The sequence below is a fragment of the Pandoraea terrigena genome (genome assembly GCF_902459705.1).
Taxonomy (GTDB): Bacteria; Pseudomonadota; Gammaproteobacteria; order Burkholderiales; family Burkholderiaceae; genus Pandoraea; species Pandoraea terrigena.
Map to the genome: position 1 here is coordinate 121425 of NZ_CABPRU010000008.1, position 22913 is coordinate 144337.

General features: G+C 64.8%; 16 protein-coding genes. 7 read left to right on the top strand and 9 right to left on the bottom strand.

Annotation, left to right across the window (positions count from 1 at the left end; all coding sequences use genetic code 11):
* Window positions 1-11: 11 nt before the first annotated feature.
* The gene (thiD, locus tag PTE31013_RS16590; RefSeq protein ID WP_150613876.1) at window positions 12-845 is read right to left on the bottom strand and encodes a bifunctional hydroxymethylpyrimidine kinase/phosphomethylpyrimidine kinase; all 834 of its coding nucleotides are present in this window, start codon (window positions 843-845) and stop codon (window positions 12-14) included.
* A 1-nt stretch (window position 846) separates the two neighbouring features.
* On the bottom strand, window positions 847-2139 hold the full coding sequence (gene lplT, locus PTE31013_RS16595; RefSeq protein ID WP_150613877.1) for a lysophospholipid transporter LplT: 1293 nt from the start codon (window positions 2137-2139) through the stop codon (window positions 847-849).
* A 339-nt stretch (window positions 2140-2478) separates the two neighbouring features.
* Between lplT and alr the strand changes: the two genes are divergently transcribed.
* Together alr and radA are read left to right on the top strand one after the other, a co-directional pair.
* Window positions 2479-3549: an alanine racemase gene (gene alr / locus PTE31013_RS16600; RefSeq protein WP_150613878.1), complete on the top strand. Its 1071-nt coding sequence runs from the start codon at window positions 2479-2481 to the stop codon at window positions 3547-3549.
* A gap of 23 nt (window positions 3550-3572) precedes the next feature.
* On the top strand, window positions 3573-4946 hold the full coding sequence (gene radA / locus PTE31013_RS16605) for a DNA repair protein RadA (protein ID WP_150613879.1): 1374 nt from the start codon (window positions 3573-3575) through the stop codon (window positions 4944-4946).
* Between the two features lie 169 nt (window positions 4947-5115).
* Here radA and PTE31013_RS16610 read toward each other — a convergent pair whose 3' ends face one another.
* From PTE31013_RS16610 to dapC, 7 genes are all read right to left on the bottom strand, one after another.
* Window positions 5116-7062, bottom strand: a complete 1947-nt coding sequence (locus tag PTE31013_RS16610) for an ATP-binding cassette domain-containing protein (protein ID WP_150613974.1) — start codon at window positions 7060-7062, stop codon at window positions 5116-5118.
* Window positions 7063-7235: 173 nt separating this feature from the next.
* Window positions 7236-8663, bottom strand: a complete 1428-nt coding sequence (gene cls, locus PTE31013_RS16615; protein WP_150613880.1) for a cardiolipin synthase — start codon at window positions 8661-8663, stop codon at window positions 7236-7238.
* A 110-nt stretch (window positions 8664-8773) separates the two neighbouring features.
* The gene (gene prmB, locus PTE31013_RS16620; protein WP_150613881.1) at window positions 8774-9670 is read right to left on the bottom strand and encodes a 50S ribosomal protein L3 N(5)-glutamine methyltransferase; all 897 of its coding nucleotides are present in this window, start codon (window positions 9668-9670) and stop codon (window positions 8774-8776) included.
* A gap of 19 nt (window positions 9671-9689) precedes the next feature.
* A complete protein-coding gene (dapE, locus tag PTE31013_RS16625; protein ID WP_150613882.1) occupies window positions 9690-10841 on the bottom strand; it encodes a succinyl-diaminopimelate desuccinylase in 1152 nt (383 codons plus the stop codon).
* A gap of 4 nt (window positions 10842-10845) precedes the next feature.
* A complete protein-coding gene (locus tag PTE31013_RS16630) occupies window positions 10846-11193 on the bottom strand; it encodes an ArsC family reductase (RefSeq protein ID WP_150613883.1) in 348 nt (115 codons plus the stop codon).
* An 86-nt stretch (window positions 11194-11279) separates the two neighbouring features.
* Window positions 11280-12107: a 2,3,4,5-tetrahydropyridine-2,6-dicarboxylate N-succinyltransferase gene (gene dapD / locus PTE31013_RS16635; protein ID WP_150613884.1), complete on the bottom strand. Its 828-nt coding sequence runs from the start codon at window positions 12105-12107 to the stop codon at window positions 11280-11282.
* 24 nt (window positions 12108-12131) lie between these two features.
* Window positions 12132-13334, bottom strand: a complete 1203-nt coding sequence (dapC, locus tag PTE31013_RS16640) for a succinyldiaminopimelate transaminase (RefSeq protein ID WP_150613885.1) — start codon at window positions 13332-13334, stop codon at window positions 12132-12134.
* A 343-nt stretch (window positions 13335-13677) separates the two neighbouring features.
* Here dapC and PTE31013_RS16645 point away from each other — a divergent pair, with 343 nt between their 5' ends.
* The 5 genes from PTE31013_RS16645 (at window position 13678) to def (ending at window position 22699) form a co-directional block, all read left to right on the top strand.
* On the top strand, window positions 13678-14664 hold the full coding sequence (locus tag PTE31013_RS16645; protein ID WP_150613886.1) for a DMT family transporter: 987 nt from the start codon (window positions 13678-13680) through the stop codon (window positions 14662-14664).
* Between the two features lie 121 nt (window positions 14665-14785).
* The gene (gene smc / locus PTE31013_RS16650; RefSeq protein WP_150613887.1) at window positions 14786-18301 is read left to right on the top strand and encodes a chromosome segregation protein SMC; all 3516 of its coding nucleotides are present in this window, start codon (window positions 14786-14788) and stop codon (window positions 18299-18301) included.
* Between the two features lie 39 nt (window positions 18302-18340).
* On the top strand, window positions 18341-19867 hold the full coding sequence (locus tag PTE31013_RS16655) for a cell division protein ZipA C-terminal FtsZ-binding domain-containing protein (protein WP_150613888.1): 1527 nt from the start codon (window positions 18341-18343) through the stop codon (window positions 19865-19867).
* 188 nt (window positions 19868-20055) lie between these two features.
* The gene (ligA, locus tag PTE31013_RS16660; RefSeq protein WP_150613889.1) at window positions 20056-22149 is read left to right on the top strand and encodes an NAD-dependent DNA ligase LigA; all 2094 of its coding nucleotides are present in this window, start codon (window positions 20056-20058) and stop codon (window positions 22147-22149) included.
* A 16-nt stretch (window positions 22150-22165) separates the two neighbouring features.
* A complete protein-coding gene (def, locus tag PTE31013_RS16665) occupies window positions 22166-22699 on the top strand; it encodes a peptide deformylase (protein WP_150613890.1) in 534 nt (177 codons plus the stop codon).
* The last annotated feature ends 214 nt before the right edge of the window (window positions 22700-22913 follow it).

A 22913-nucleotide genomic window follows, 5' to 3' on the forward strand; every position in this document is an offset into this window, starting at 1 on the left:
GTGTCAGCGCTTCACCCCTTGGGCCAGACAGCGTGGAAGTGATGCACGGGGCCGACGCCGTGACCGATGTCCAGCGTATCGCTGGCGGCAAGCGCACCGTTGAGATACGCCTTGGCGTCGCGCACGGTGTCTGACCAGTCGTGACGGCGCGGCCGCAACGCAGCGAGCGCGGCGGAGAGCGTGCAGCCGGTGCCGTGGGTATTGTGGACGGCGATGCGCGGGGCGCTGAAGCGCTCGACGCCCGCCGCGCTCACGAGCCAGTCCGGGCTCAGATCGCTGGCTAGATGGCCGCCCTTGACCAGCACATGGCGAGCGCCCAGCGCGAGCAGCGCTTGCGCTTGCCGTTCCATCTCACGTTCGTCGGTTGCCGGATCGACGCCGAGCAGCGCCGCGGCTTCCGGCAGGTTCGGCGTGATCAGGTCCGCCAGCGGCAGCAATTCATCGCGCAACGCGGCGACGGCGTCCGGTTGCAGCAACGCGTGACCGCTCTTCGAGATCATCACGGTATCGAGCACGACAAAGCGCGGCTTGTACTGCCGCAAACCGGCGGCAATGGCGCGTACGATCTCGGCATTGGCAAGCATGCCGAGCTTGACGGCGTCGACCGCCAGGTCCTGGAAAACGGCATCCATCTGCGCCGTGACGAAGCTCGCCGGCGGCGTGTGGATGCCGGTGACCCCTTGTGTGTTTTGCGCGGTGAGCGCGGTAATCACGCTGGCGCCGTAGGCGCCAAGCGCGGAAAACGTCTTCAGGTCGGCTTGGATGCCGGCACCACCGCTGGAATCCGAGCCGGCGATGGTGAGGGCGATGGGGACAGCGGGGGCGGACGACTGACGCGAAGGCATATCAATGCTTGATTTCGCCGATGAGCGCGACCGAATCGAATTCGCGCTGATTGGCCTGGTGACGTTTCATAACGAGCCACATCGTGCCCGAGACAAACACGCCGAACAGAATGATGACGACACCCACCGGCACGTTGCACCAGATCAGCAGTGCATAGAGGCACAGCATGATGAGCACGGAGAGGTTCTCGTTGAAGTTCTGCACGGCGATGGAATGACCGGCGGAGAGCAAGATGTGGCCGCGATGCTGGAGGAGGGCGTTCATCGGCACCACGAAGAACCCGGCGAGCGCACCGACGACGATGAGGAAGATGTACGCGATGATCAGGTACAGCGGCACGGGCCAATTCGTACCCCACGGCAGCAGATCCTTCGAGAAGAAGGCCATCGCCATCACAGCAACGCCCATGGCGATGCCGACCGGCAGCACGGAGAGCGAGCGTTTGAGTGGGATGCGTGAGGCGGCGGCGATGGCGCCGATGGCCACGCCCACGGCCGACACCGCCTGCAGGATGGCGCCTTCGGACAACGTCATGCCCAACGCCTTTTCGGCCCAGCGCAGCACGATGAACTGCAGCGTTGCCCCCGCCCCCCAGAACAACGTGGTGACGGCGAGCGAGATCTGGCCCAGCTTGTCGCGCCACAGCGTGACGAAGCAGTCGGCGAAATCGGAGACGAGCCGGATCGGATTGTGTTGCTGGCGTGCGTAACGCGCGCCCGTGTCGGGGATGCGAAGGTTGAAGAGCGCGGCGATCACGTAGATGACCATGATGACCACCATCGAGGCCATCGCCGGCGTATTGATGACCTCGGGCGTGCGTTGGAGCACCCACTCGGAAATATGCGGACTGATCAGGGTGCCACCGAGGACGGTGCCGAGAATGATCGAGCTGACCGTCAGCCCCTCGATCCAGCCGTTGGCCGCGACCAGTTTCTCGGCGGGCAGCAATTCGGTGAGGATGCCGTACTTCGCGGGCGAGTAGGCCGCCGCGCCGAAGCCGACTACGCCGTACGCGATCAGCGGGTGCGAGCCGAACAGCATCATCAGGCAGCCGGCGACCTTGATCGAGTTGCTGACGAACATGACCTTGCCCTTGGGCATCGAGTCGGCGAAGGCCCCTACGTAGGCGGCGAGAATGACGTACGAGAGCACGAAGAAGAGCTTGAGCAGCGGCGTCATCCACTGCGGGGAGTGCAGGTCTTTCAGGAGCGCGATTGCGGCGATGAGCAATGCATTGTCGGCCAGCGACGAAAAAAACTGCGCGGCCATGATGGTATAAAAGCCTTTCTTCATCGGTACTTGAGTCGATCCCGTGCTGCGTATAACTTGCGTATCTCGGTTGTCGGTTTCCGCAGTGCCCGCGACGGGCTTCCTGACGGAAAGAAACCGGGCTTAAACATCGGGGTATCGGCACGCTTCGGCCATTCAACTGTCGCTATTCGACCGTATATTCGGCCTTGATGCCCCCCGTGTCGGGCGCCCGGTCGCCCTCGGTCTGAGACCGATCTTGTTATCGGGAGAAAGATTTCGGCAAAACAAGTTGTGCGCACGGCTTTATAACACGAAAATATGCCGATGCGTTATGCCGCCAGCCTGTCCCGGCGAGCGTCTCCTTCGATTCCGTATTCGCTTATGCCCCGTCCAATCAAAGCCTCGATTCATACCGCAGCCCTTGCCCACAATCTCGATGTCGCTCGCCGCAGCGCGCCCAACGCCAAGGTATGGGCCGTGGTCAAGGCCAATGCCTACGGGCATGGCATCGAGAACGCGTATCCCGGATTGCGAGACGCCGACGGCTTCGGCCTGCTCGATCTCGACGAGGCCGTGCGGCTGCGCGAGCTCGGCTGGGCCGGACCGATTCTGCTGCTCGAAGGGTTCTTCAAACCCGACGACCTGACCATCGTCGACAAGTACGGCCTGACGACCACCGTGCACAGCGACGAGCAACTGCGCATGCTGGAGACGACGCGTCTGAGCAAGCCACTCAACGTGCAGCTCAAGATGAACTCGGGCATGAATCGTCTGGGCTTCTCGCCCGAGCGTTTTCGCGCTGCCTGGGAACGGGCTCGCGCCATTCCCGGCGTGAGTCAGATCGTGTTGATGACCCACTTTTCCGATGCAGACGGTCCGCGCGGCATCGCCTACCAGATGGAAGCGTTCGAGCGTGGCGCATGTGACGTGCCCGGCGAGCGAAGCCTCGCCAACTCGGCCGCCACGCTGTTCCATCCGGAAGCGCACGGCGCGTGGGTGCGCCCGGGCATCATGCTCTATGGCTCGTCGCCGAGGGGCCTCGAAGTGTCAGCGTCGGCGCTTGATCTGCAACCGACGATGACACTCGAAGCCGAACTCATCGGCATCCAGGACATTCCGGCGGGCGGCACGGTGGGCTACGGCAGCGTCTTCACCGCCGACGCGCCGATGCGCGTGGGTACGGTCGCGTGCGGTTATGCCGACGGCTATCCGCGCGTCGCGCCCTCGGGCACGCCGGTGCTCGTCGACGGGGTGCGCACGCGCACGGTGGGCCGCGTGTCGATGGACATGCTGGCTGTCGATCTCACGCCAGTGCCGCAGGCGCGCGTGGGCACGCCAGTCACGCTGTGGGGACGGGGCCTTTGCATCGACGAGGTCGCGGCGTCGGCTGGCACGCTCGGCTATGAGCTGATGTGTGCCGTGGCGCGCCGCGTGCCCGTGCACGCGAACTGAGTCGCACGACAGGATCGCCACGCATGGCCAAAGCCAAGACTGTCTATATTTGTACCGAATGTGGCGGACAGACGCCCAAGTGGGCGGGGCAATGCCCCCACTGCAACGGCTGGAACTCGCTCGTCGAATCGGTGGCGGAAGCGTCGACCGGTCATCGATATCAATCGCTCGCCAAGAGCACGCCGGTGCGTAAGCTGGCGCAGATCGAAGCGGCCGACGTGCCGCGTTTTTCCAGCGGCGTGAGCGAATTCGACCGCGTGCTGGGGGGCGGCCTGGTCTCGGGCGGGGTGGTGCTCATCGGTGGGGATCCCGGGATCGGCAAGTCGACGCTGCTGCTCCAGTCGCTTGCACATTTGGCGCGCGAACGGCGCGCCCTGTATGTCAGTGGCGAAGAATCGGGCGCGCAGATTGCCCTGCGCGCGCAACGCCTGGGCCTCGGTGCCTCGGGAGAGGGCGGTGGCGAGCTGGACTTGCTGGCCGAAATCCAGCTCGAAAAGATCCTGGGCGCCATCGAGTCGGAGAAGCCCGACGTTGTCGTGATCGACTCGATCCAGACGATCTACTCCGAAGCACTCAGTTCGGCCCCGGGGTCGGTGGCGCAGGTTCGCGAATGCGCAGCGCAGCTCACGCGCAGCGCGAAGCAGAGCGGCGTGACGGTGATCCTGGTTGGCCACGTGACCAAGGAAGGCAGCCTCGCGGGGCCGCGCGTGCTCGAACACATCGTTGATACGGTGCTGTATTTCGAGGGCGATACGCACTCGTCGTACCGGCTGGTGCGGGCGTTCAAGAATCGTTTCGGTGCCGTCAACGAGTTGGGCGTGTTCGCGATGACGGAGAAGGGGCTGCGCGGCGTGGCGAATCCGTCGGCATTGTTCCTCTCGCAACACGAGCAAAGCGTGCCGGGCTCGTGCGTGCTTGTCACGCAGGAGGGGACGCGGCCACTGCTCGTCGAGGTGCAGGCGCTGGTCGATACGGCGCAGGTGCCCAATCCGCGGCGTCTGGCGGTGGGGCTGGAGCAGAACCGGCTGGCGATGCTGCTCGCGGTGATGCACCGTCATGCGGGCATCGCCTGTTTCGATCAGGACGTGTTCCTGAACGCGGTCGGCGGCGTGAAGATCTCGGAACCCGCGGCCGATCTGGCGGTGCTGCTGGCGATTCATTCCTCGCTGCGCAACAAGCCACTGCCGCGTGGCATCGTGGCGTTCGGCGAGGTCGGACTGGCTGGCGAGATCCGGCCAAGCCCGCGCGGTCAGGATCGTCTCAAGGAAGCCGCCAAACTCGGCTTTTCGATAGCGATCATCCCGAAAGCGAATGCGCCGAAGCATCCCATCGACGGCCTGGAAGTGCACGCCGTCGACCGTCTGGAGCACGCGATTTCTGTGGTAGCCGGGTTGTAGTCGAACGCTATCGGAGCAGGTCTTGTTTGGGGGTATGCCGGACCGCCCCAGACCACCCCAGGCATCACGGGGCGCGGGTGACAAGAAGCCCGGTTCCGTTGAAGTGCGCCTCAAGGATGGGTTCTGTCTCCAACGCTGGAGGGCACCCCAAGTCGACCGGGCTTTCCTTTTAGAGGATCTGCTCGAGCGCCTCCTGCGCGTCGAGCCATTCGGCTTCAACGTCCGAGAGCTTGGCCGTGATGTCGACCTGCTGCTTGAGGCTGTCGGTCAGCAAGGCTTTTTTCGCGTCTTCATAGGTACTGCTGTCGGCGAGGATGGTGTCGAGCCGTGCCTTCTCGTCCGAGAGTTTCGCCATCGACTGCTCCAGCTTCTCGATCTTGCGTTGCAGCGGTTTGCGCAGTTGCGACAGCCGCTGACGCTCCTGCGCTTCGGCACGCTTCTGATCCTTGCGATTGACACCGTCGGCGCTGTCGATCCCTTCACCGCTACCGCCGCCGCCGCTGGCGTCGCGCGCCGCTGCGCGTTGGTCGGCCGCATGTTGCAGCAACCAGTCGCGGTAGTCGTCGAGATCGCCGTCGAACGGCTTCACTTCGCCGCCGGCCACCAGGAGGAACTGATCCGTGGTTGCGCGCAGCAAATGCCGGTCGTGCGAGACGAGAATCAATGTGCCGTCGAACTGTGCGAGCGCCATCGTGAGTGCGTGGCGCGTTTCGAGGTCCAGGTGGTTGGTCGGTTCGTCGAGCAGCAGCAGGTTCGGCTTGCGCCAGATGATGAGCGCCAGTGCCAGACGCGCTTTCTCACCACCGGAGAACGGGGCGATCGACGACGTTGCCATGTCGCCACGGAAGTTGAAACCGCCCAGGAAATCCCGCAGCTCCTGCTCGCGCGTGTCCGGGGCGAGACGCTGCAAGTGCCGCAACGGTGAATCGTCGTGACGCAGCGTTTCGACCTGATGCTGCGCAAAGTAGCCGATCTGAAGACCCTTTCCGGTCTTCACCGAGCCTGTGAGCGTCGCGAGCGTGCCGGCGAGCGTTTTGATCAGCGTCGATTTACCCTGGCCGTTGGCGCCGAGCAGCCCGATGCGTTGCTCATTCTGCACCGACATCGTGACATGCGGCAGGATGACTTTCTCGCTGCCGTCCTCGAGCGGGTAGCCGCAACGCACGCCTTCGAGCACCAGCATCGGGTTCGGCGCGCTGTCCGCCGGTCGGAATTCGAATGTGAACGGCGACGCAATGTGCGCCGGGGCGATGCGCTCCATCTTTTCGAGCGCCTTCATGCGGCTTTGCGCCTGGCGCGCCTTCGTCGCCTTGGCCTTGAAGCGCGTGATGAATGACTCCAGGTGTGCGATCGTCTTCTGCTGCTTCTCGAAGGCGCTTTGCTGCAATGTCAGTTGCTGGCCGCGCAGGATCTCGAACTGGCTGTAGTTGCCGCCGTAACGCTTGATCTGCTGATTCTCGATGTGCAGCGTGACGTTGCACACCTCGTCGAGAAATTCGCGGTCGTGCGAAATCACGATGAGCGTGCCCGGATAACGCTTGAGCCAGTCTTCGAGCCAGACGATGGCGTCCAGGTCGAGGTGGTTGGTCGGCTCGTCGAGCAACAGCAGGTCGGACGGGCACATGAGCGCCTGCGCCAGATTCAGTCGCATGCGCCATCCGCCCGAGAAGCTGGCGACGGGCAACTGCGTTTGCGCCAGGGTAAAGCCGAGGCCGAGCAGCAGCGCCTCGCCACGGGCCGGGGCGGTATACCCGTCGGCGTCGGCAAACGCCGCATGGGCGTCGGCCTGGGCATGGCCGTCGTGCGCGATTTCGGCCGCCGCGATGTTCGCTTCGATCTCGCGTAGCCGTGTGTCGCCGTCGAGCACGTAGTCGAGTGCGGTCCGCTCGACCGCCGGCGTCTCCTGCATCACATGCGCGACACGCCAGCTACTGGGCACGAAGACATCGCCGCCATCGGCGTGCAACTGCCCGCGCAACAGCGCGAAGAGGGTGGACTTGCCTGCGCCGTTGGCGCCAACGAGGCCGACGTGCTCGCCCGGATTGAGCGTGACGGAGGTGTCCTCGAAAAGCGGTTTGGTGCCGCGCGCGAGGGATAGGTGTTCGAATCGGATCACGAAAAAGGCCGAGGGGAAAAGCGGGTCAGTGCGCCCTTGGCCTGCGCGGTAGGCATGCATCGACGATCCGATCCGGATCGAACGCGACATGCCGGAAAATCCACGCGCAAGGGGCGGCAAAACCGGTATTTTACCGGTCCGCGCAGGCGAATGCGATGTGCGCCGTCGACGGGTTACAGAATTGGGGCAAAAAGCCGCGCCACGCGCATCACAATCTGGCGCCATTTCGGAATCATCCGAAATTCGTCCTTGCCCAGCAAGGCGGCACGCTCGAAGTCGTGCGTGAGCATGGATGCGACGTCGTTCGCGAAGGCGCGGTCGACGGTCAGCAGCATGATCTCGAAATTGAGGCGGAACGACCGGTTGTCGAGGTTGGCGCTGCCGATGGCGGCCGCGTTGTCGTCGATCAGCACGACCTTCTGGTGAATGAAGCCGTCTTGATATCGGTAGACATTGATGCCGCTGCGGGCGGCTTCGAAGGCATACGAGGTGGTCGCTTCGAACACCACGCGGTGATCGGCCCGGTCGGGGATCAGGATGCGCACGTCCACGCCGCGCAGCACGGCCAGGCGCAACGCGGAAAACACCGCTTCGTCGGGCACGAAATAGGGCGTGGTGAGCCAAACCCGTTGTTGCGCGGCGTTGATGGCGGTGACGAAGAACAGCGATGACGTTTCGAGCCGGTCGGCCGGGCCGCTGGGCACCACCTGGCAGTGCATGTCCCCGCCGGAGGCGACGGGCTGGCGGTTGAGTTCCGGTACCGTGCCGGTACTCCAGTGCCAGTCTTCGGCAAACGCGCGTTGAATGCCAACCACGGCCGGACCGCACACGGCAATGTGCGTGTCGCGCCAGGGCGCCAGCGGCGGCTTCTCCCCGAGATACTCGACGCCGACGTTGTGGCCACCGATGAACGCTTCGTTGCCGTCGATCACGACGATCTTGCGGTGATTGCGAAAGTTGAGCTGGAAGCGATTGACGAAGATGCCACGTCTGGCGGCCGCAAACTCGTGCACGAGAACGCCGCCTTGGCGCAGCGTGTCGCAATAGCGGCGCGGCAGGTCGTGACTGCCGATCCGGTCGTAGAGAAAGTAGACCTTCACCCCTGTGGCGGCGCGTGCGAGCAGGCGCGCGGCGAGGGCACGTCCGAGGAGGTCGTCCTTGACGATGAAGAATTGAATGACGATATAGTCGCGCGCGCGGTCGATCGCGGCGAAGATGGCATCGAACGTGGCGTGGCCGTTCACCAGCAAGCGCACGCGATTGCCCGCGACGAACGACATGCCCGTCATGGCGGTGAGCGCCGCAAACTCCGGATGAGCTTCCATGGCGACGGGCGGCTCGCCGTGCCATTGCGTTTCGCCGATGCGCGATTGCAACGCCCGATTACGGGCGCGACGCGCTTCGACATAGCCGATGAACTTCGACCGGCCGAGGAACAGGTAGGGGATCAGCGTAAGGTAGGGCATCGTCACGAGCGACACCGCCCATGCGACGGCACCCTGCGAAGTCCGTACCGTCAGCACGGCATGGATCGCGGCGATGGCCCCCAGTGCATGGATGCAGGCGACGGCAAAGCCGACGTCGAGCCAATTGAGCACCATGACGGACAATCTTCCTCCATGCCGTGAGTCGCGCGGACCCGGGAACCCAAGTGTAACCGGGCCGCATGACCTTAGGCGAGGACTTGCTGCAACGGATGTACCCCGGGGGATTACGGCAGATCGGCAGCCTGCACCAGGAACACCATGTCGTCGCCGGCACTCGTGGCCAGCCACGTCATCGGCAGGTCGGGGAACGCCGCTTCGACAAAGTGACGTTCGTTGCCGATTTCCACCACCAGGACGCCGTGGTCCGTCAGGTGCCCGCGTGCGCCGGCAATGATGCGCCGAACCACGTCCATCCCGTCGTCGCCCCCCGCCAGGGCAATCCGCGGCTCGTGGCGATACTCGGCCGGCAGCACCCGCATCGAGCCTTCGTTCACATACGGTGGGTTGGTCAGGATGACGTCGTAGCGCTTGTCCGCGAGCAATGGCGTGTACAGATCGCCCAGGTGCAGCGCGACGCGGTCGTCGAGGCCGTAGTCGGCCACATTGATCTTCGCCACGGCGAGCGCGTCGGGGGAAATGTCGACGGCGTCGATCTGCGCCGCTGGGAAGGTCTCGGCGGCGAGGATCGCCAGGCAGCCCGAGCCGGTGCACAGTTCGAGGACGTCGGCCACGTCGTCGGCGTGATCGACCCACGGCTGCAAGGCGTCTTCCAGCAACTCACCGATGAACGAGCGAGGCACGATGACGCGCTCGTCCACGTAGAACCGGTGGCCGTGCATCCACGCTTCATTCGTGATGTAGGACGCCGGCACGCGCTCGCCCGCACGACGGTTGATGACCGAGAGTACGCGCTCGATTTCGTCGGGCAGCAAACGGGCGTCGAGAAACGGATCGAGCGTGTCGATGGGCAGGTGCAGCGTATGCAGCAGCAGGTACGCGGCCTCGTCGTATGCCGTGGCCGTGCCATGACCGAAGGCCAGCTCGGCCTCGGTAAAGCGCGAGACGGCGTAGCGCAACAGGTCGCGCAAGGTCTGGAAGGGATGGGTCGCGTGTGTCGTCATGGTGAATGCGTCGCGCGCCTCAGGCCACCAGGCGCGCCAACACGCCCCGATAGATATTCTTGAGCGGCTCGATGTCGGCCACGGCGATGTGTTCGTCGATCTTGTGGATGCTCGCATTGCAAGGGCCGAATTCGATGACCTGCGGGCAGATGCGCGCGATAAAACGCCCGTCGGACGTGCCGCCCGTGGTCGAGAGTTCGGCCTCGAGTCCTGTCTCCTCGCGGATGGCGCCCGAAAGCGCTGCCGACAGGTCACCGCGAGGCGTGAGGAACGGTTGACCGCTGATCGACCAGTCAAGCGTATAGGTCAGGCCGTGACGGTCGAGCAATGCATGCACACGTTGCTGGAGGCCATCCGACGTGCTGGCCGTGGAGAAGCGGAAGTTGAACGTCACCGTCAACTCGCCGGGAATGACGTTGGTCGCCCCGGTGCCGGCGTGGATGTTCGAGATCTGCCACGTGGTGGGCGGGAAATACTCGTTGCCGTTGTCCCACACGGTCTGCGTCAGCTCGGCCAGCGCCGGCGCGAACAGATGCGTGGGGTTCCTGGCGAGGTGCGGATAGGCGATGTGGCCCTGCACGCCCTTGACGACGAGCTTGCCCGACATCGACCCGCGACGGCCATTCTTGACCATGTCACCCAGCCGCTGGCTCGAGGTCGGCTCACCGACCACGCAGTAATCCAGGCGCTCACCGCGCGCGGCGAGCGCCTCGACGACCTTCACGGTACCGTCGGTGGCGGGGCCTTCTTCATCGCTGGTCAGCAGGAAGCCGAGGCTGCCGGCGTGGTCCGGGTGTTGGGCGACGAACTCCTCCGAGGCGACCACGAACGCCGCGAGCGACGTCTTCATATCGGCGGCGCCACGGCCATAGAGCATGCCATCACGATGCGTCGGGGCAAACGGATCCGAGTGCCATTGCTCCAGCGGGCCGGTCGGTACCACGTCCGTGTGGCCCGCGAAGACGAGCAACTTGCCGTCGGTGCCGCGCGTTCCGCGCTTGAGCGCCCAGAGGTTGGTCACGCCGTTCGAGGCGATGGTCTCGCACGCGAAGCCGATGGCTTCGAGGCGGCGCGCCAGGATAGCCTGGCAATCGCGGTCTTCGGGCGTCACCGAGTGACGGGCGATCAGTTGCTCGGTAAGCGCCAGCGTGGCGCCTTGGGAGAAAGTCATGAAATCAGAATCGTGAGGCGTAACTGTCGGGCGTGAAGCCCACGGAAACCTGGCCGTCGGCCACCAGCACCGGGCGCTTGATGAGCGACGGGTTTTCGATCATCAGCGTGCGGGCCACCGATACCTCGGCGGCTGCCGCCTGTTGTTCCGGCGAGAGCTTGCGCCAGGTCGTGCCCTTGCGGTTGAGCAGCGTCGCGAGTGGCACCTGATCGAGCCAGGCGCCGAGCAGCGCGTCGTTCACGCCCGCCTTCTTGAAGTCGTGAAAGTCGTACGCCACGCCATGCGCGTCGAGCCATGTGCGCGCCTTCTTCACGGTGTCGCAGTTGGGAATGCCATACAGCACTGCCGTCATCGCCGGAACTCCTGGTGTCGCAATTGCAATAACGCAGCGAGGCGTCGCCGCGAAAAAGGCGGCGACACCTCGGTTGCCGCGTTGCCTTACTCGCCGCGCAGCAGGTCGTTGATGGCCGTCTTGGCGCGCGTTTGCGCATCGACCTTCTTCACGATCACGGCGCAGTACAGGCTGTACTTGCCATCCTTGGAAGGCAGGTTGCCCGGCACGACGACCGAACCGGCCGGCACGCGGCCATAATGCACTTCACCGGTTTCGCGGTCGTAGATCTTGGTCGACTGGCCCAGGTACACGCCCATCGAGATCACCGAGTTTTCTTCGACGATCACGCCTTCCACGACTTCCGAGCGCGCGCCGATGAAGCAGTTGTCCTCGATGATGACCGGGTTGGCCTGCAGCGGTTCGAGCACGCCACCGATACCGACGCCGCCCGAGAGGTGAACGTTCTTGCCGATCTGGGCGCACGAACCGACCGTGGCCCACGTGTCGACCATCGTGCCTTCGTCAACGTAGGCGCCGATGTTGGTGTACGACGGCATCAGCACCACGTTCTTGCCGATGAACGAGCCACGACGCGCCACGGCCGGGGGTACGACGCGGAAACCGCCGCGCGCGAAATCTTCGGCGGTGTAGTTCGCGAACTTGCTCGGCACCTTGTCGTAGAACTGGCTGAAGCCGCCCGCGGGCATCACGGCATTGTCTTCGAGGCGGAACGACAGCAGCACGGCCTTCTTGATCCATTGGTTCACGATCCAATGGCCATCTTGCTTCTGGGCCACGCGCAGGGCACCCCTGTCCAGTTCGGCGATGACGTGGGCGACGGCCTCACGCACCTCGGCAGGTGCCGACTTGGCCGACATCTCGGCACGGTTGTCCCAGGCTTGGTCGATGGTGGTTTGCAGTTGTTGCGACATGGCGAGAATCAGTTGCAGTGAGAATTAAAGGGATTGGCAGAACTGCACGATGCGCTGGGCGCCTTCCGTGCATTCGTCCACATCGGCCACGAGGGCGATGCGCACATGGTTCTCGCCGGGGTTGGCGCCGTGCGCCGCGCGGCCCAGGTACGACCCGGGCAGTACGGCCACATTGTATTGCGCCAGCAACCGGCGCGTGAATTCCGTGTCGGACAGGCCGGTTTTCGTGTCAACCCGTGCCCACAGGTAGAAGCCGGCGTCCGGCAGACGCACGTCGAGCACGTCGGCAAGCATCGGCGTGACCGTCTGGAACTTCTTCAAGTACTTGCTGCGGTTCAGGCGCACGTGCGCTTCGTCGTTCCACGCAGCGACACTCGCCGCCTGCACGGCCGGGCTCATGGCGCAGCCGTGATAAGTGCGGTAAAGCAGGAATTTCTTGAGGACGGCGGCGTCGCCCGCCACGAAGCCCGAGCGCATGCCCGGCACGTTCGAGCGCTTTGACAGACTGGAGAACACAACCAGGCGGTCGAATCCCCGGCCCAGTCGATGGGCGGCCGCGAGGGCGCCCAGCGGGGCATGCTCTTCGTCGAAGTAGATCTCGGAATAGCACTCGTCGGATGCAATCACGAAGCCGTATTCGTCGCAGAGGTCGAACAGGCGCTTCCAGTCGGCGAGGCTCAGCACGGCGCCGGTCGGATTGCCCGGCGAGCAGAGATAGACAAGCTGGACGTCGCGCCAGACGTCGGCCGGCACGGCGTCGTAATCGGGGCCGAAGTTGCGCGCGGGATCGCTGTCGACGTAATAGGGCGTGGCCCCGGCGAGCAGCGTGGCGCCTTCGTAGATCTGATAGAACGGGTTGGGGCACACCACGCGTGCGCCGGGCTTGCTGCCGTCGACGACCGCCTGTGCGAACGAAAAGAGGGCCTCGCGCGAGCCCGTGACCGGCAGGACTTCCGTGGCCGGGTTCACGTTGGGCAGCGCGTACCGGCGCTCCAGCCATTGGGCGATGGCAGCGCGCAGCGGTTCGCCGCCCGCAGTGGCCGGATAGCTCGAGAGGCCGCCCAACCCGTCGATCAGGGCTTCCTTGATGAACTGCGGCGTCGGGTGCTTGGGCTCCCCGATGCCGAAGCTGATGGCCTTGTACGCGCTGGCGGGCGTGATGTCCGCCACCAGTGACTTCAGGCGTTCAAACGGGTAGGGCTGGAGCTTGTCGAGTAATGGGTTCACGAGAATTCAAACAGACTCAGGGCTAGGGTTCGCGCTGCCATTCAAGGCAACTCTCGAGGCAATCCGGCACTGTGCGGGCCGGTCGGGCGTTGCGCCGACGTGCTGCACGGCGAGCGCTTTCCGGCGCGGGTCTTGCGGGAACCGGCCAGACAGGAATGTGGAATCGTTCGTCACAACGCCTGGAGGACAGTTCCCGAACGCGCAAAAGAATGGCAAGATCGGCAAAGCGAAAATTATACCGTTATGGCGCGCACAAAGCGCGACCGCCACGTAATTCAGCCTATTCCGAGGCGCCGATGGGGCAAGCTCGCGGAATATCGCAGCGTTTTCAGGAGTCACCTGTATGACCGTAGCCGGCAACGGCGCGCGTGGCCTGGCGTCGACGTCGGGCGCTTCGTTGCGCGCCCGGGCGGCGCCCGCCTTGACCATTCTCATCGGTTCGTCGGTGTGGGGGCTGGCGTGGTTTCCCTATCGTTTGCTGGCCCAGTGGGGCGTGGCGGCCGTCCCCGCGCAGATCGGTACCGCCAGCGTTGCACTGTTGCTGCTCACGCTCGTGTATCGCCGCTCGCTTGGCACGCTGCGGTGGTCGTGGCTGCTCGTCGGCGTGGCGTTCGCGGGCGGCGCAACCAACGTCGCCTTCGTCTGGGGCACGACGCACGGCCATGTGATGCGTGTGCTGCTGCTTTTCTACCTGACCCCGGTCTGGACGGCGCTGTTCGCCCACTGGCTGCTCGGCGAGCGCGTCGGCGTGCGCGGTGTGGGGCTGATCGCGCTGGCGCTTGGCGGGGCGGGGCTGATGCTCTGGTCGCCCGCGCTGGGCTGGCCAGTGCCGAACAACCCAGGCGAATGGGCGGGCGCCATCGCCGGGGCGGCTTTCGCGCTCAATAACGTACTGTTGCAGCGTGTCAGCCAGGCGTTGCCGGGCGTGCGTGCCGAAATGCGCAGCTGGACGCTGTATCTCGGCTGCGTGGTCGGCGGGCTGCTGGTGTTGCCGCTCGACGGTGGGGCCGAAACGGGGCGCGCCGCCGTCTCGGCGCTCACGTCGAGCTCGGCGATCGCGGCGCTTGCACTCGCATTGGGCTGCACGATTGCGCTGACCAACGTCGTGGTGCAGTTCGGCCTGGCCCGGGTGCCGGCCAACCAGGCGGCGCTCATCATGCTTTTCGAGATCGTCGTGGCCGCGATGTCGTCCTGGTGGCTGGCCAGCGAAGGGCTCGGCGCGCGCGACATTGCCGGCGGACTGTGCATTGTCGCCGCGGGCGTGCTGTCCGGCATTTTGCCGGATTCGGGGCGTTGTAAATCCGCGACGGCGGGGGATGCGATGGTATGATGCGAACCGAATATCTCGATGTAAGTGGCCTGTGCGCGCCAGCGCGCGCGAGGCCCGACAGGACCAGTCAAGCGCGTCTTCGTCTTTCCCCTCATTCCATGACCGATAAAGCGAACCTGCCGTGCGTCTGACCTCCATCAAACTCGCTGGCTTCAAGTCCTTCGTCGATCCGACGAACTTCTCGGTGCCCGGCCAGTTGGTCGGGATCGTCGGCCCCAACGGGTGCGGCAAATCCAACATCATTGACGCCGTGCGCTGGGTGCTCGGTGAGTCGCGCGCCTCGGAGCTGCGCGGCGAATCGATGCAGGACGTGATTTTCAACGGGTCGACGGCCCGCAAGCAGGCCAGCCGCGCCAGCGTCGAACTCGTGTTCGACAACAGCGCCGGGCGTGCCGCCGGGCAGTGGAGCCAGTATGCCGAGATCGCCGTCAAGCGCGTGCTCACGCGCGACGGCACCTCCAGCTACTACATCAACAACCTGCCGGCTCGCCGCCGCGATATCCAGGACATCTTCCTTGGTACCGGTCTCGGGCCGCGCGCCTACGCCATCATCGGGCAGGGGATGATCTCGCGCATCATCGAGGCCAAGCCCGAAGAGTTGCGCGTATTCCTCGAAGAAGCCGCCGGCGTCTCCAAGTACAAGGAGCGCCGTCGCGAAACCGAGAACCGCTTGCAGGATACGCGTGAGAACCTCACACGCGTCGAAGACATCCTGCGCGAACTCGGCGCTAATCTGGAAAAGCTGGAATCGCAGGCCGTGGTAGCCAATCGATTCAAGGACTTGCATCGCGACGGCGAAGAAAAGCAGCAATTGCTGTGGCTGTTGCGCAAGAACGAAGCGCAGAACGAACAAGAGCGTCAACAGCGTGCGATCGAATCGGCCCAGGTCGATCTGGAAGCGCAGATGGCGCGACTGCGCGGCTCGGAATCGGATCTCGAAACGCTGCGCGCCGCCCACTACACGGCCACCGACGCGGTCCAGGCGGCGCAAGGCGCCATGTACGAGGCGAATTCGGAAGTCAGCCGGCTGGAAGCCGAGATCCGCTACGTCGTCGAGTCGCGCAATCGCGTGCAGGCGCAACTGGCGGCGCTCACCTCGCAGCGCGAGCAGTGGCAGGCCCGCTCGGCGCAGTCGGAAGAGGCACTGGCGCTCGCCGAAGAAGAACTCATCATCGCCGAAGAGCGCGCGGCCACGGCCCAGGATCAGGCGGCCGATCAGAACGACGCACTGCCGGCGCTCGAAGCCGGCTGGCGCGAGGCGCAGACGCTGCTCAACGAACAACGCAGCGAGATTTCGCAGGTCGAGCAGAGTCTGAAGCTCGAAGCGGCGCATCAGCGCAATGCCGATCAGGCGTTGCAGCAGTTGCAGCAGCGTCAGGAGCGTCTGCAAGGCGAGGCGCGCGGGCTCGACAAGCCCGACGAAGCCGAGCTGGAGATGCAGCGTGCGGATCTCGCCGAACACCAGGCGATGCTCGAAGATGCGCAAGCCGAACTCGCCGATGCGCAAGAGCGGCTGCCGCGGCTCGAAGCCGAGCGTGCCGACGCGCAGGCGCGGGTGCAGGCCGAAGCGGCGTCCATCGCGCAGCTTGAAGCGCGTCTCACGGCGCTCAAGCAACTCCAGGAGAGTGTGCAGACGGAAGGCAAGGTACAGCCATGGCTCGACAAGCACGAGCTGGCGCAATTGCCGCGTCTGTGGAAGAAGCTGCATATCGAGCCGGGCTGGGAAAACGCACTCGAATCGGTGTTGCGCGAGCGCCTGGCGGCACTGGAAATCAGCAATCTCGACTGGGTGAAGGCGTTTGCGAGCGACGCACCGCCGGCCAAGCTGGCGTTCTATTCGCCGCCGCCGGCCGCGCGCCCGCTCGACACGCCGGCGTCGCTGCGCCCGCTGCTCTCGTTGCTGCGCATCGACGAACCAGGCCTTCGCGCCGTGTTGCAGGAATGGCTGGGCCATGTGTTCGTCGCCGACGATCTCGCGCAGGCGATGGTCGCCCGGGCACAACTGCCGGACGGCGCATCGCTTGTCGTCAAGGCGGGGCACCAGGTGACGCGCGTGGGCGTGCAGCTTTACGCCGCGGACTCCGAGCAGGCCGGTTTGCTCGCGCGCCAGCAGGAAATCGAGAATCTGGGCAAGCAACTGCGTGCGCAGGTGTTGCTGTCGGATGAAGCCAAGGCCGCCGCCGTGCGCGCGGAGGCTGCCCATAGTCAGGCGGCGCAGTCGCTCACCGAGGTGCGTGGGCGTGCCGAGCGCGCCACACAGCGTGTGCACGCGCTGCAGATGGACGTGCTCAAGCTGACGCAAGCGTATGAGCGCTTCAACGCTCGCAGCACGCAGATCGACGAAGAGTTGCGCGAAATTGCCGCGCAGATCGAGGAGCAACTGGCACTGCGTGCCGAATCGGAGGCGAACTTCGAGCAGAGCGACGCGCGCCTTGCCGAATTGCAGGCGACCTTCGAAGACGGACAGCTCGAATTCGAATCGCTCGACAGCCGGCTCTCGGACGCCCGCAACCGCGCGCGCGAGCTGGAGCGTCTGGCGCAGGAGGCGGCTTTCGGTCAAAAGGGGATTTCGAGCCGGATCGACGAGCACCGCCGCAGTATCCAGACGGCGCTCGAGCAGGCCGAAGGTCTTGTGGTCTCGATCGAGCAGGCGCAGGCTGAACTGGCGCAGATCACCGAGCAGACCGTTGAGAACGGCTTGCAGGACGCGCTCGAACTCCGCGCGCAGAAGGAAGAGATTCTCGGTGCCGCCCGTATCGAACTCGAGGCGCTCACGCAGAAGTTGCGTCAGAGCGACGAAGAGCGCCTTGCAGCGGAGCGCGGGCTGCAACCGCTGCGCGACCGGATTACGGAATTGCAGTTGAAGGAACAGGCGGCACGCCTGAACCGCGAGCAGTTCGTCGAGCAACTGACGACGGCCGAAGTCGACGAGCAAGCGCTCTCGGCCAAACTGACGCCCGACATGAAGCCGTCGTACCTGCAAGGCGAAGTCACCCGCATCAACAACGCGATCAACGCGTTGGGTCCGGTCAACATGGCCGCGCTCGAAGAGTTGGAGACGGCGCGCGAGCGCAAGGTCTTCCTCGATGCGCAGTCGGCCGACCTGAATGACGCCATCGACACGCTCGAGGGCGCGATTCGCAAAATCGACGAAGAAACGCGGGTGCTGCTCCAGGGCACGTTCGACGAAGTGAACAAGCATTTCGGCGAGCTGTTCCCAATGCTGTTCGGCGGCGGACAGGCCAAGCTCATCATGACCGGCGACGAAATTCTCGACGCCGGCGTACAAGTCATGGCACAACCGCCGGGCAAGAAGAACTCCACGATTCATCTGCTGTCTGGGGGAGAGAAGGCGCTCACGGCCATTGCGCTGGTGTTCGGCATGTTCCAGCTCAATCCGGCGCCGTTCTGTTTGCTCGACGAGGTGGACGCGCCGCTGGACGACGCCAACACCGAGCGCTACGCCAAGATGGTGGCGCGCATGTCGGACCGTACCCAATTCGTATTTATTTCGCACAACAAAATCGCGATGGAAATGGCCAATCAGCTCATCGGCGTCACCATGCAGGAACAGGGGGTGTCGCGGATCGTGGCGGTGGACATGGAGTCTGCGATCAATCTGGCCGAGATCGTCTGACCCCGTGCCCATGATGGAGAAGAGAGAGGAACGCCGCGCATGAATGAACTGCAGCTCAGCTTGATTGGCGCAGGGGTAGTGGTACTGCTGGGAGTCGTGGCCTATAACGCCTGGCAGGGCAGCAAGGCTCGGGCACGAATACCGCGTCGCATGCCGGTCGACGGTGCCGGCATCGATGCGACCGCTGGCGTGCCGGACGCCGACGACGACCGTCCGTTCATCGAACCGACGCTTTCGCCGCCGCGTGTGCCGGCGCAGTCGGGCGAGCGTCGTGAGCCGACGCTGGGGCCGGCAGTGGCGACGAGCACGTCGGTGCAGGATGCTTTCGCGATCAACGAGGATGCCTGGGATGCGCCGCCGGCGTCGCGCAAGCGTGCTGCGCAGGACGATGCAGCCCATGCCGCGAATGGTACCCACGCCACCCACGCGGACGAACCCGTCGTCGCCATGGGCGAGGCGACGACCGTGGCCGACGGCACTGATCTCGACACGCAAGCGCGGGTCCGTGACGCGCAGCAAGCCGCCGCTGTGAGCGCAGTCGCTCGCCTTGACGCAGAACTGGCGGCAGATGACACGGTGGACGCTGCGGCGGCTGGAGCGGTCGCCGCGGCGGCCGGGGCTACGGACGCCCCCGACGCTGACAACGCCGAACCCATTGCGAACGCCAATGAAGGCGCCGCGCCCCAGGCTGAGGCTGCGGCCGCACCGGCGGTGACGGTGGCGCAGCCTGCTGTGCCGAGCGGCCCGCCGCCGGTGATCGACGCGCGCATCGACTGTGTCGTCGAACTGCCGTTGGCGAATGTGATCGCGGCGGAGCGTTTGATGCCGCTGACGGTGCGCATGCGCCGCGCGGGCAGTAAGCCCGTCAACATCGAAGGCCGCGCCGACGAGCATTCGCCGTGGGAGTTGATTCGCTCCGGCGGGCGCTATCACCAGTTGCGCGTGGCCGTGCAGTTGGCCAACCGCGCCGGCGCCCTGAACGAAGTCGAGTACTCCGAGTTCTCGAATCTCGTGCAGACGCTCGCCGATGCGGTCGATGCCTTGCCCGAACTGCCTGAGATGATGGAGACGGTTGCTCGTGGCCGTGAACTCGACAGCTTTGCCGCGCAATGCGACGCCCAGTTGTCGGTCAACGTGCTCTCGGACGGCGCGCCGTGGTCGGCCAATTATGTGCAGGCGGTCGCCACGCAAGACGGGCTGCTGCTCTCGCGTGACGGTATGCGCTTCGTCAAGCTCGATGCGCGCCAGAATCCGGTCTTCATGCTGCAGTTCGGCGACACCAACTTCCTGCGCGACGACCTGACATACAAGGGCGGCGATCTGATCACGATGCTGCTCGATGTGCCGGTGGCTGACGAAGACCTGCTGCCGTTCCGTTTGATGTGCGATTACGCACGTTCGATCGGACAGCGCATCGGCGGCCGGGTGGTGGACGACCAGCGTCGGCCGCTCTCGGATGCTGCGCTGCAAAACGTCGACAAGCAATTGCTCAAGCTCTACGAACGCCTCGAGGCACGCAGGCTGCCGGCGGGCTCGCCGGTCACGCGCCGCCTGTTCAGCCAGTAAGGTCGAGGCGCTCGTCAAGACGGTCCGCGGCGGTCGACGAACCGTCGGATGCCGCGTTCGATGCACGCCGTTCACCGTCGGGTGAGCGGCGTTTTTGTTCCGTTCGATGGATGCGTGCGATCGACAACGCGCAGGCGCGTGTGTCGAAGGCATAATGTCCTCACTTCCCGTATCCCGAGTCTGCTTGCATGTCCCAAACTTCTGTTCCGGGTCAGGGCGCGAACGCCCCTACCGCTACCGATGCAACGGCCGCCGCCCGCCGCGCGGCCGAACTGCGTGCCGAGTTGGCGCGTCACAATCGCGCGTATTACGAAGAGGATGCACCACTGATTCCCGACGCTGAGTACGACCGTCTGTTTGCGGAACTGGTCGTGCTCGAGACGGACCATCCCGAATTGAAGCGTCCCGATTCGCCCACGCAACGTGTGGGGGGCAAGCCCGTGGAGGGTTTCGCGCCAGTGGTGCACCGTGTGCCGATGCTTTCGCTGAATAACGGCTTTGCCGACGAGGATGTCGAAGCCTTCGACCGTCGCGTGTCGGACGGGCTGCGCGAGGGTGGTGCGCCGTCGGGCGATCTGTTCGGTGCGCCCGTCGAATATGCGGCCGAGCTGAAGTTCGATGGGCTGGCGATCGCCTTGCGCTATGAGAACGGCGTGCTTGCGCAGGCGGCGACGCGCGGCGACGGCACGACCGGTGAGGACGTCACCGCCAACATTCGCACAATCAAGAAGATTCCGCTGCGCCTGACGACCGATAATCCGCCCGAGGTGCTTGAGGTGCGGGGCGAAGTGCTGATGTTTCGCGCTGACTTCGACAAACTCAATCGCGCACAGGAAGCGGCGGGCGAGAAGGTATTCGTCAATCCGCGCAATGCGGCCGCGGGCAGCCTGCGACAGCTCGATTCGAGGATGACGGCGAAGCGACCGTTGTCGTTTTTTGCCTACGGGGTGGGCGAACTGGCGGGTGTCCCGATGCCGGAGACGCACGCCGCATTGCTCGACTGGTATGTCACGCTGGGTATTCCGGTCAACGATCGGCGTGAAGTCGTGCAGGGCGCGCCCGGGCTGCTAGCGTTTTACCGCGCGGTGGGTGCGGCGCGCGAGTCGCTGCCTTATGACATCGATGGCGTGGTCTACAAGGTCAACCGTCGCGACGAGCAGGACCGTCTCGGTTTCGTCTCGCGTGCCCCGCGCTTCGCGCTGGCCCACAAATTCCCGGCGCAGGAAGCACTGACGACCTTGCTGGACATCGAAGTGCAGGTGGGTCGAACGGGGGCGATTACGCCGGTGGCGCGGCTTGCGCCCGTCTTTGTCGGCGGGGCGACCGTCACCAATGCTACGCTGCACAATGAGGACGAGATTCGCCGCAAGGACGTGATGATTGGCGATACGGTGATCGTGCGCCGGGCGGGCGACGTGATTCCGGAGGTTGTTGGGTCGGTGCTCGAGCGCCGGCCGGCCGATGCGCGGGCGTTCGTCATGCCGACGGCGTGTCCGGTGTGCGGGTCAGCCATCGAGAAGCTGCCCGACGAGGTCATCGCGCGCTGTACGGGCGGCTTGATTTGCGCGGCGCAGCGCAAGCAGGCGTTGCTGCACTTCGCGCAGCGCCGGGCGCTCGATATCGAGGGGCTTGGTGACAAGCTCGTGGAGCAACTGGTCGACCAGCACATCATTCGGACGCCGGCGGATCTGTTCAAGCTGGGCGTGGCGAAGCTTGCCGCGCTCGACCGGATGGCCGACAAGTCCGCGTCCAATCTTGTGGCGGCGCTCGAGACGGCTCGTCATACGACGCTGGCGCGGTTCATCTTCGCGTTGGGCATTCGCCATGTGGGCGAGGCGACAGCGAAGGATCTCGCGCGTCATTTTGGCAAGCTCGACAACCTGATGGCCGCGAACGCTGAGGAACTGCTGGCCGTGCCGGACGTGGGCCCGATTGTCGCCCAGTCCATCGCTAATTTCTTTGGCGAACCGCATAATGTCGAAGTGATTGAGCAGTTGCGGGCGGCGGGCGTGACCTGGGCGGAGGGCGAACCGGCCGCTGCGGCACCGCTGCCGCTGGCAGGCAAGACGTTCGTGCTGACGGGCACGCTGCCGACGCTCTCGCGCGACGACGCGAAAGCCATGTTGGAGGCGCGGGGGGCAAAGGTTGCCGGATCGGTCTCCGCGAAAACCGACTATGTGATCGCGGGCGCGGAGGCTGGCAGCAAGTTGGCGAAGGCCGAGGCACTGGGTGTGCCCGTGCTGGACGAAGACGCTATGCGGGCGATGTTGGCCGCGCTTTGATGGGAGGATCCAATCGATGATTCGCGACATCCTGAAGATGGGCGATCCGCGCCTGCTGCGCATCGCCAAACCCGTGGAGCATTTCGACACGCCGGAGCTGCGTGAGCTGGTGTCTGACATGTTCGACACCATGAAGCACGCGAACGGCGCGGGGCTGGCGGCCCCGCAGATCGGCGTCGATCTGCAACTGGTGATCTTCGGTTTCGAGCATAACGAGCGCTATCCGGACGCGCCTGAAGTGCCTGAAACCGTGCTCATCAACCCGGTCATCACGCCGCTCACGCAGGACATGGAAGAGGGCTGGGAAGGCTGCCTCTCAGTGCCGGGGCTGCGCGGCATGGTCAATCGTTATTCGATGCTGCGCTATGAGGGGGTCGATCAGTATGGCCGGGCGATCGATCGCGTGGCCGAGGGCTTCCATGCCCGGGTCGTTCAGCACGAATGCGACCATCTGATCGGCAAGCTCTATCCGATGCGTATTACCGACTTCAGCAAGTTCGGTTTTACCGAGATTCTCTTTCCTGGACTCGACCCCAAGAGCGACGATTGATGCGTGCGACGGGACGGTGTTTCGCCCGTTGACTCGCGTCGGCGCGATTCAGGATCCGCGGTGATTCGTGGGGCGAGACGAAGTGGATCGGGGCGGCGCGGCGTTGATCTGATGAGCAGCAAATTGCGGATCCTGCCGAGTGTTTCGACCGGATCGCGGGCGCGGTCCGGCATTGCGCTTGTGTGAAAGACGCAACCCCATGCTCAGAAAAGCG

Excerpts from the sequence above, each read along its gene's own strand:
- thiD (WP_150613876.1), bottom strand. The coding sequence starts at position 845 with ATGCCTTCGCGTCAGTCGTCCGCCCCCGCTGTCCCCATCGCCCTCACC.
- lplT (WP_150613877.1), bottom strand. The coding sequence starts at position 2,139 with ATGAAGAAAGGCTTTTATACCATCATGGCCGCGCAGTTTTTTTCGTCG.
- alr (WP_150613878.1), top strand. The coding sequence starts at position 2,479 with ATGCCCCGTCCAATCAAAGCCTCGATTCATACCGCAGCCCTTGCCCAC.
- radA (WP_150613879.1), top strand. The coding sequence starts at position 3,573 with ATGGCCAAAGCCAAGACTGTCTATATTTGTACCGAATGTGGCGGACAG.
- cls (WP_150613880.1), bottom strand. The coding sequence starts at position 8,663 with ATGGTGCTCAATTGGCTCGACGTCGGCTTTGCCGTCGCCTGCATCCAT.
- prmB (WP_150613881.1), bottom strand. The coding sequence starts at position 9,670 with ATGACGACACACGCGACCCATCCCTTCCAGACCTTGCGCGACCTGTTG.
- dapE (WP_150613882.1), bottom strand. The coding sequence starts at position 10,841 with ATGACTTTCTCCCAAGGCGCCACGCTGGCGCTTACCGAGCAACTGATC.
- PTE31013_RS16630 (WP_150613883.1), bottom strand. The coding sequence starts at position 11,193 with ATGACGGCAGTGCTGTATGGCATTCCCAACTGCGACACCGTGAAGAAG.
- dapD (WP_150613884.1), bottom strand. The coding sequence starts at position 12,107 with ATGTCGCAACAACTGCAAACCACCATCGACCAAGCCTGGGACAACCGT.
- PTE31013_RS16645 (WP_150613886.1), top strand. The coding sequence starts at position 13,678 with ATGACCGTAGCCGGCAACGGCGCGCGTGGCCTGGCGTCGACGTCGGGC.
- PTE31013_RS16655 (WP_150613888.1), top strand. The coding sequence starts at position 18,341 with ATGAATGAACTGCAGCTCAGCTTGATTGGCGCAGGGGTAGTGGTACTG.
- ligA (WP_150613889.1), top strand. The coding sequence starts at position 20,056 with ATGTCCCAAACTTCTGTTCCGGGTCAGGGCGCGAACGCCCCTACCGCT.
- def (WP_150613890.1), top strand. The coding sequence starts at position 22,166 with ATGATTCGCGACATCCTGAAGATGGGCGATCCGCGCCTGCTGCGCATC.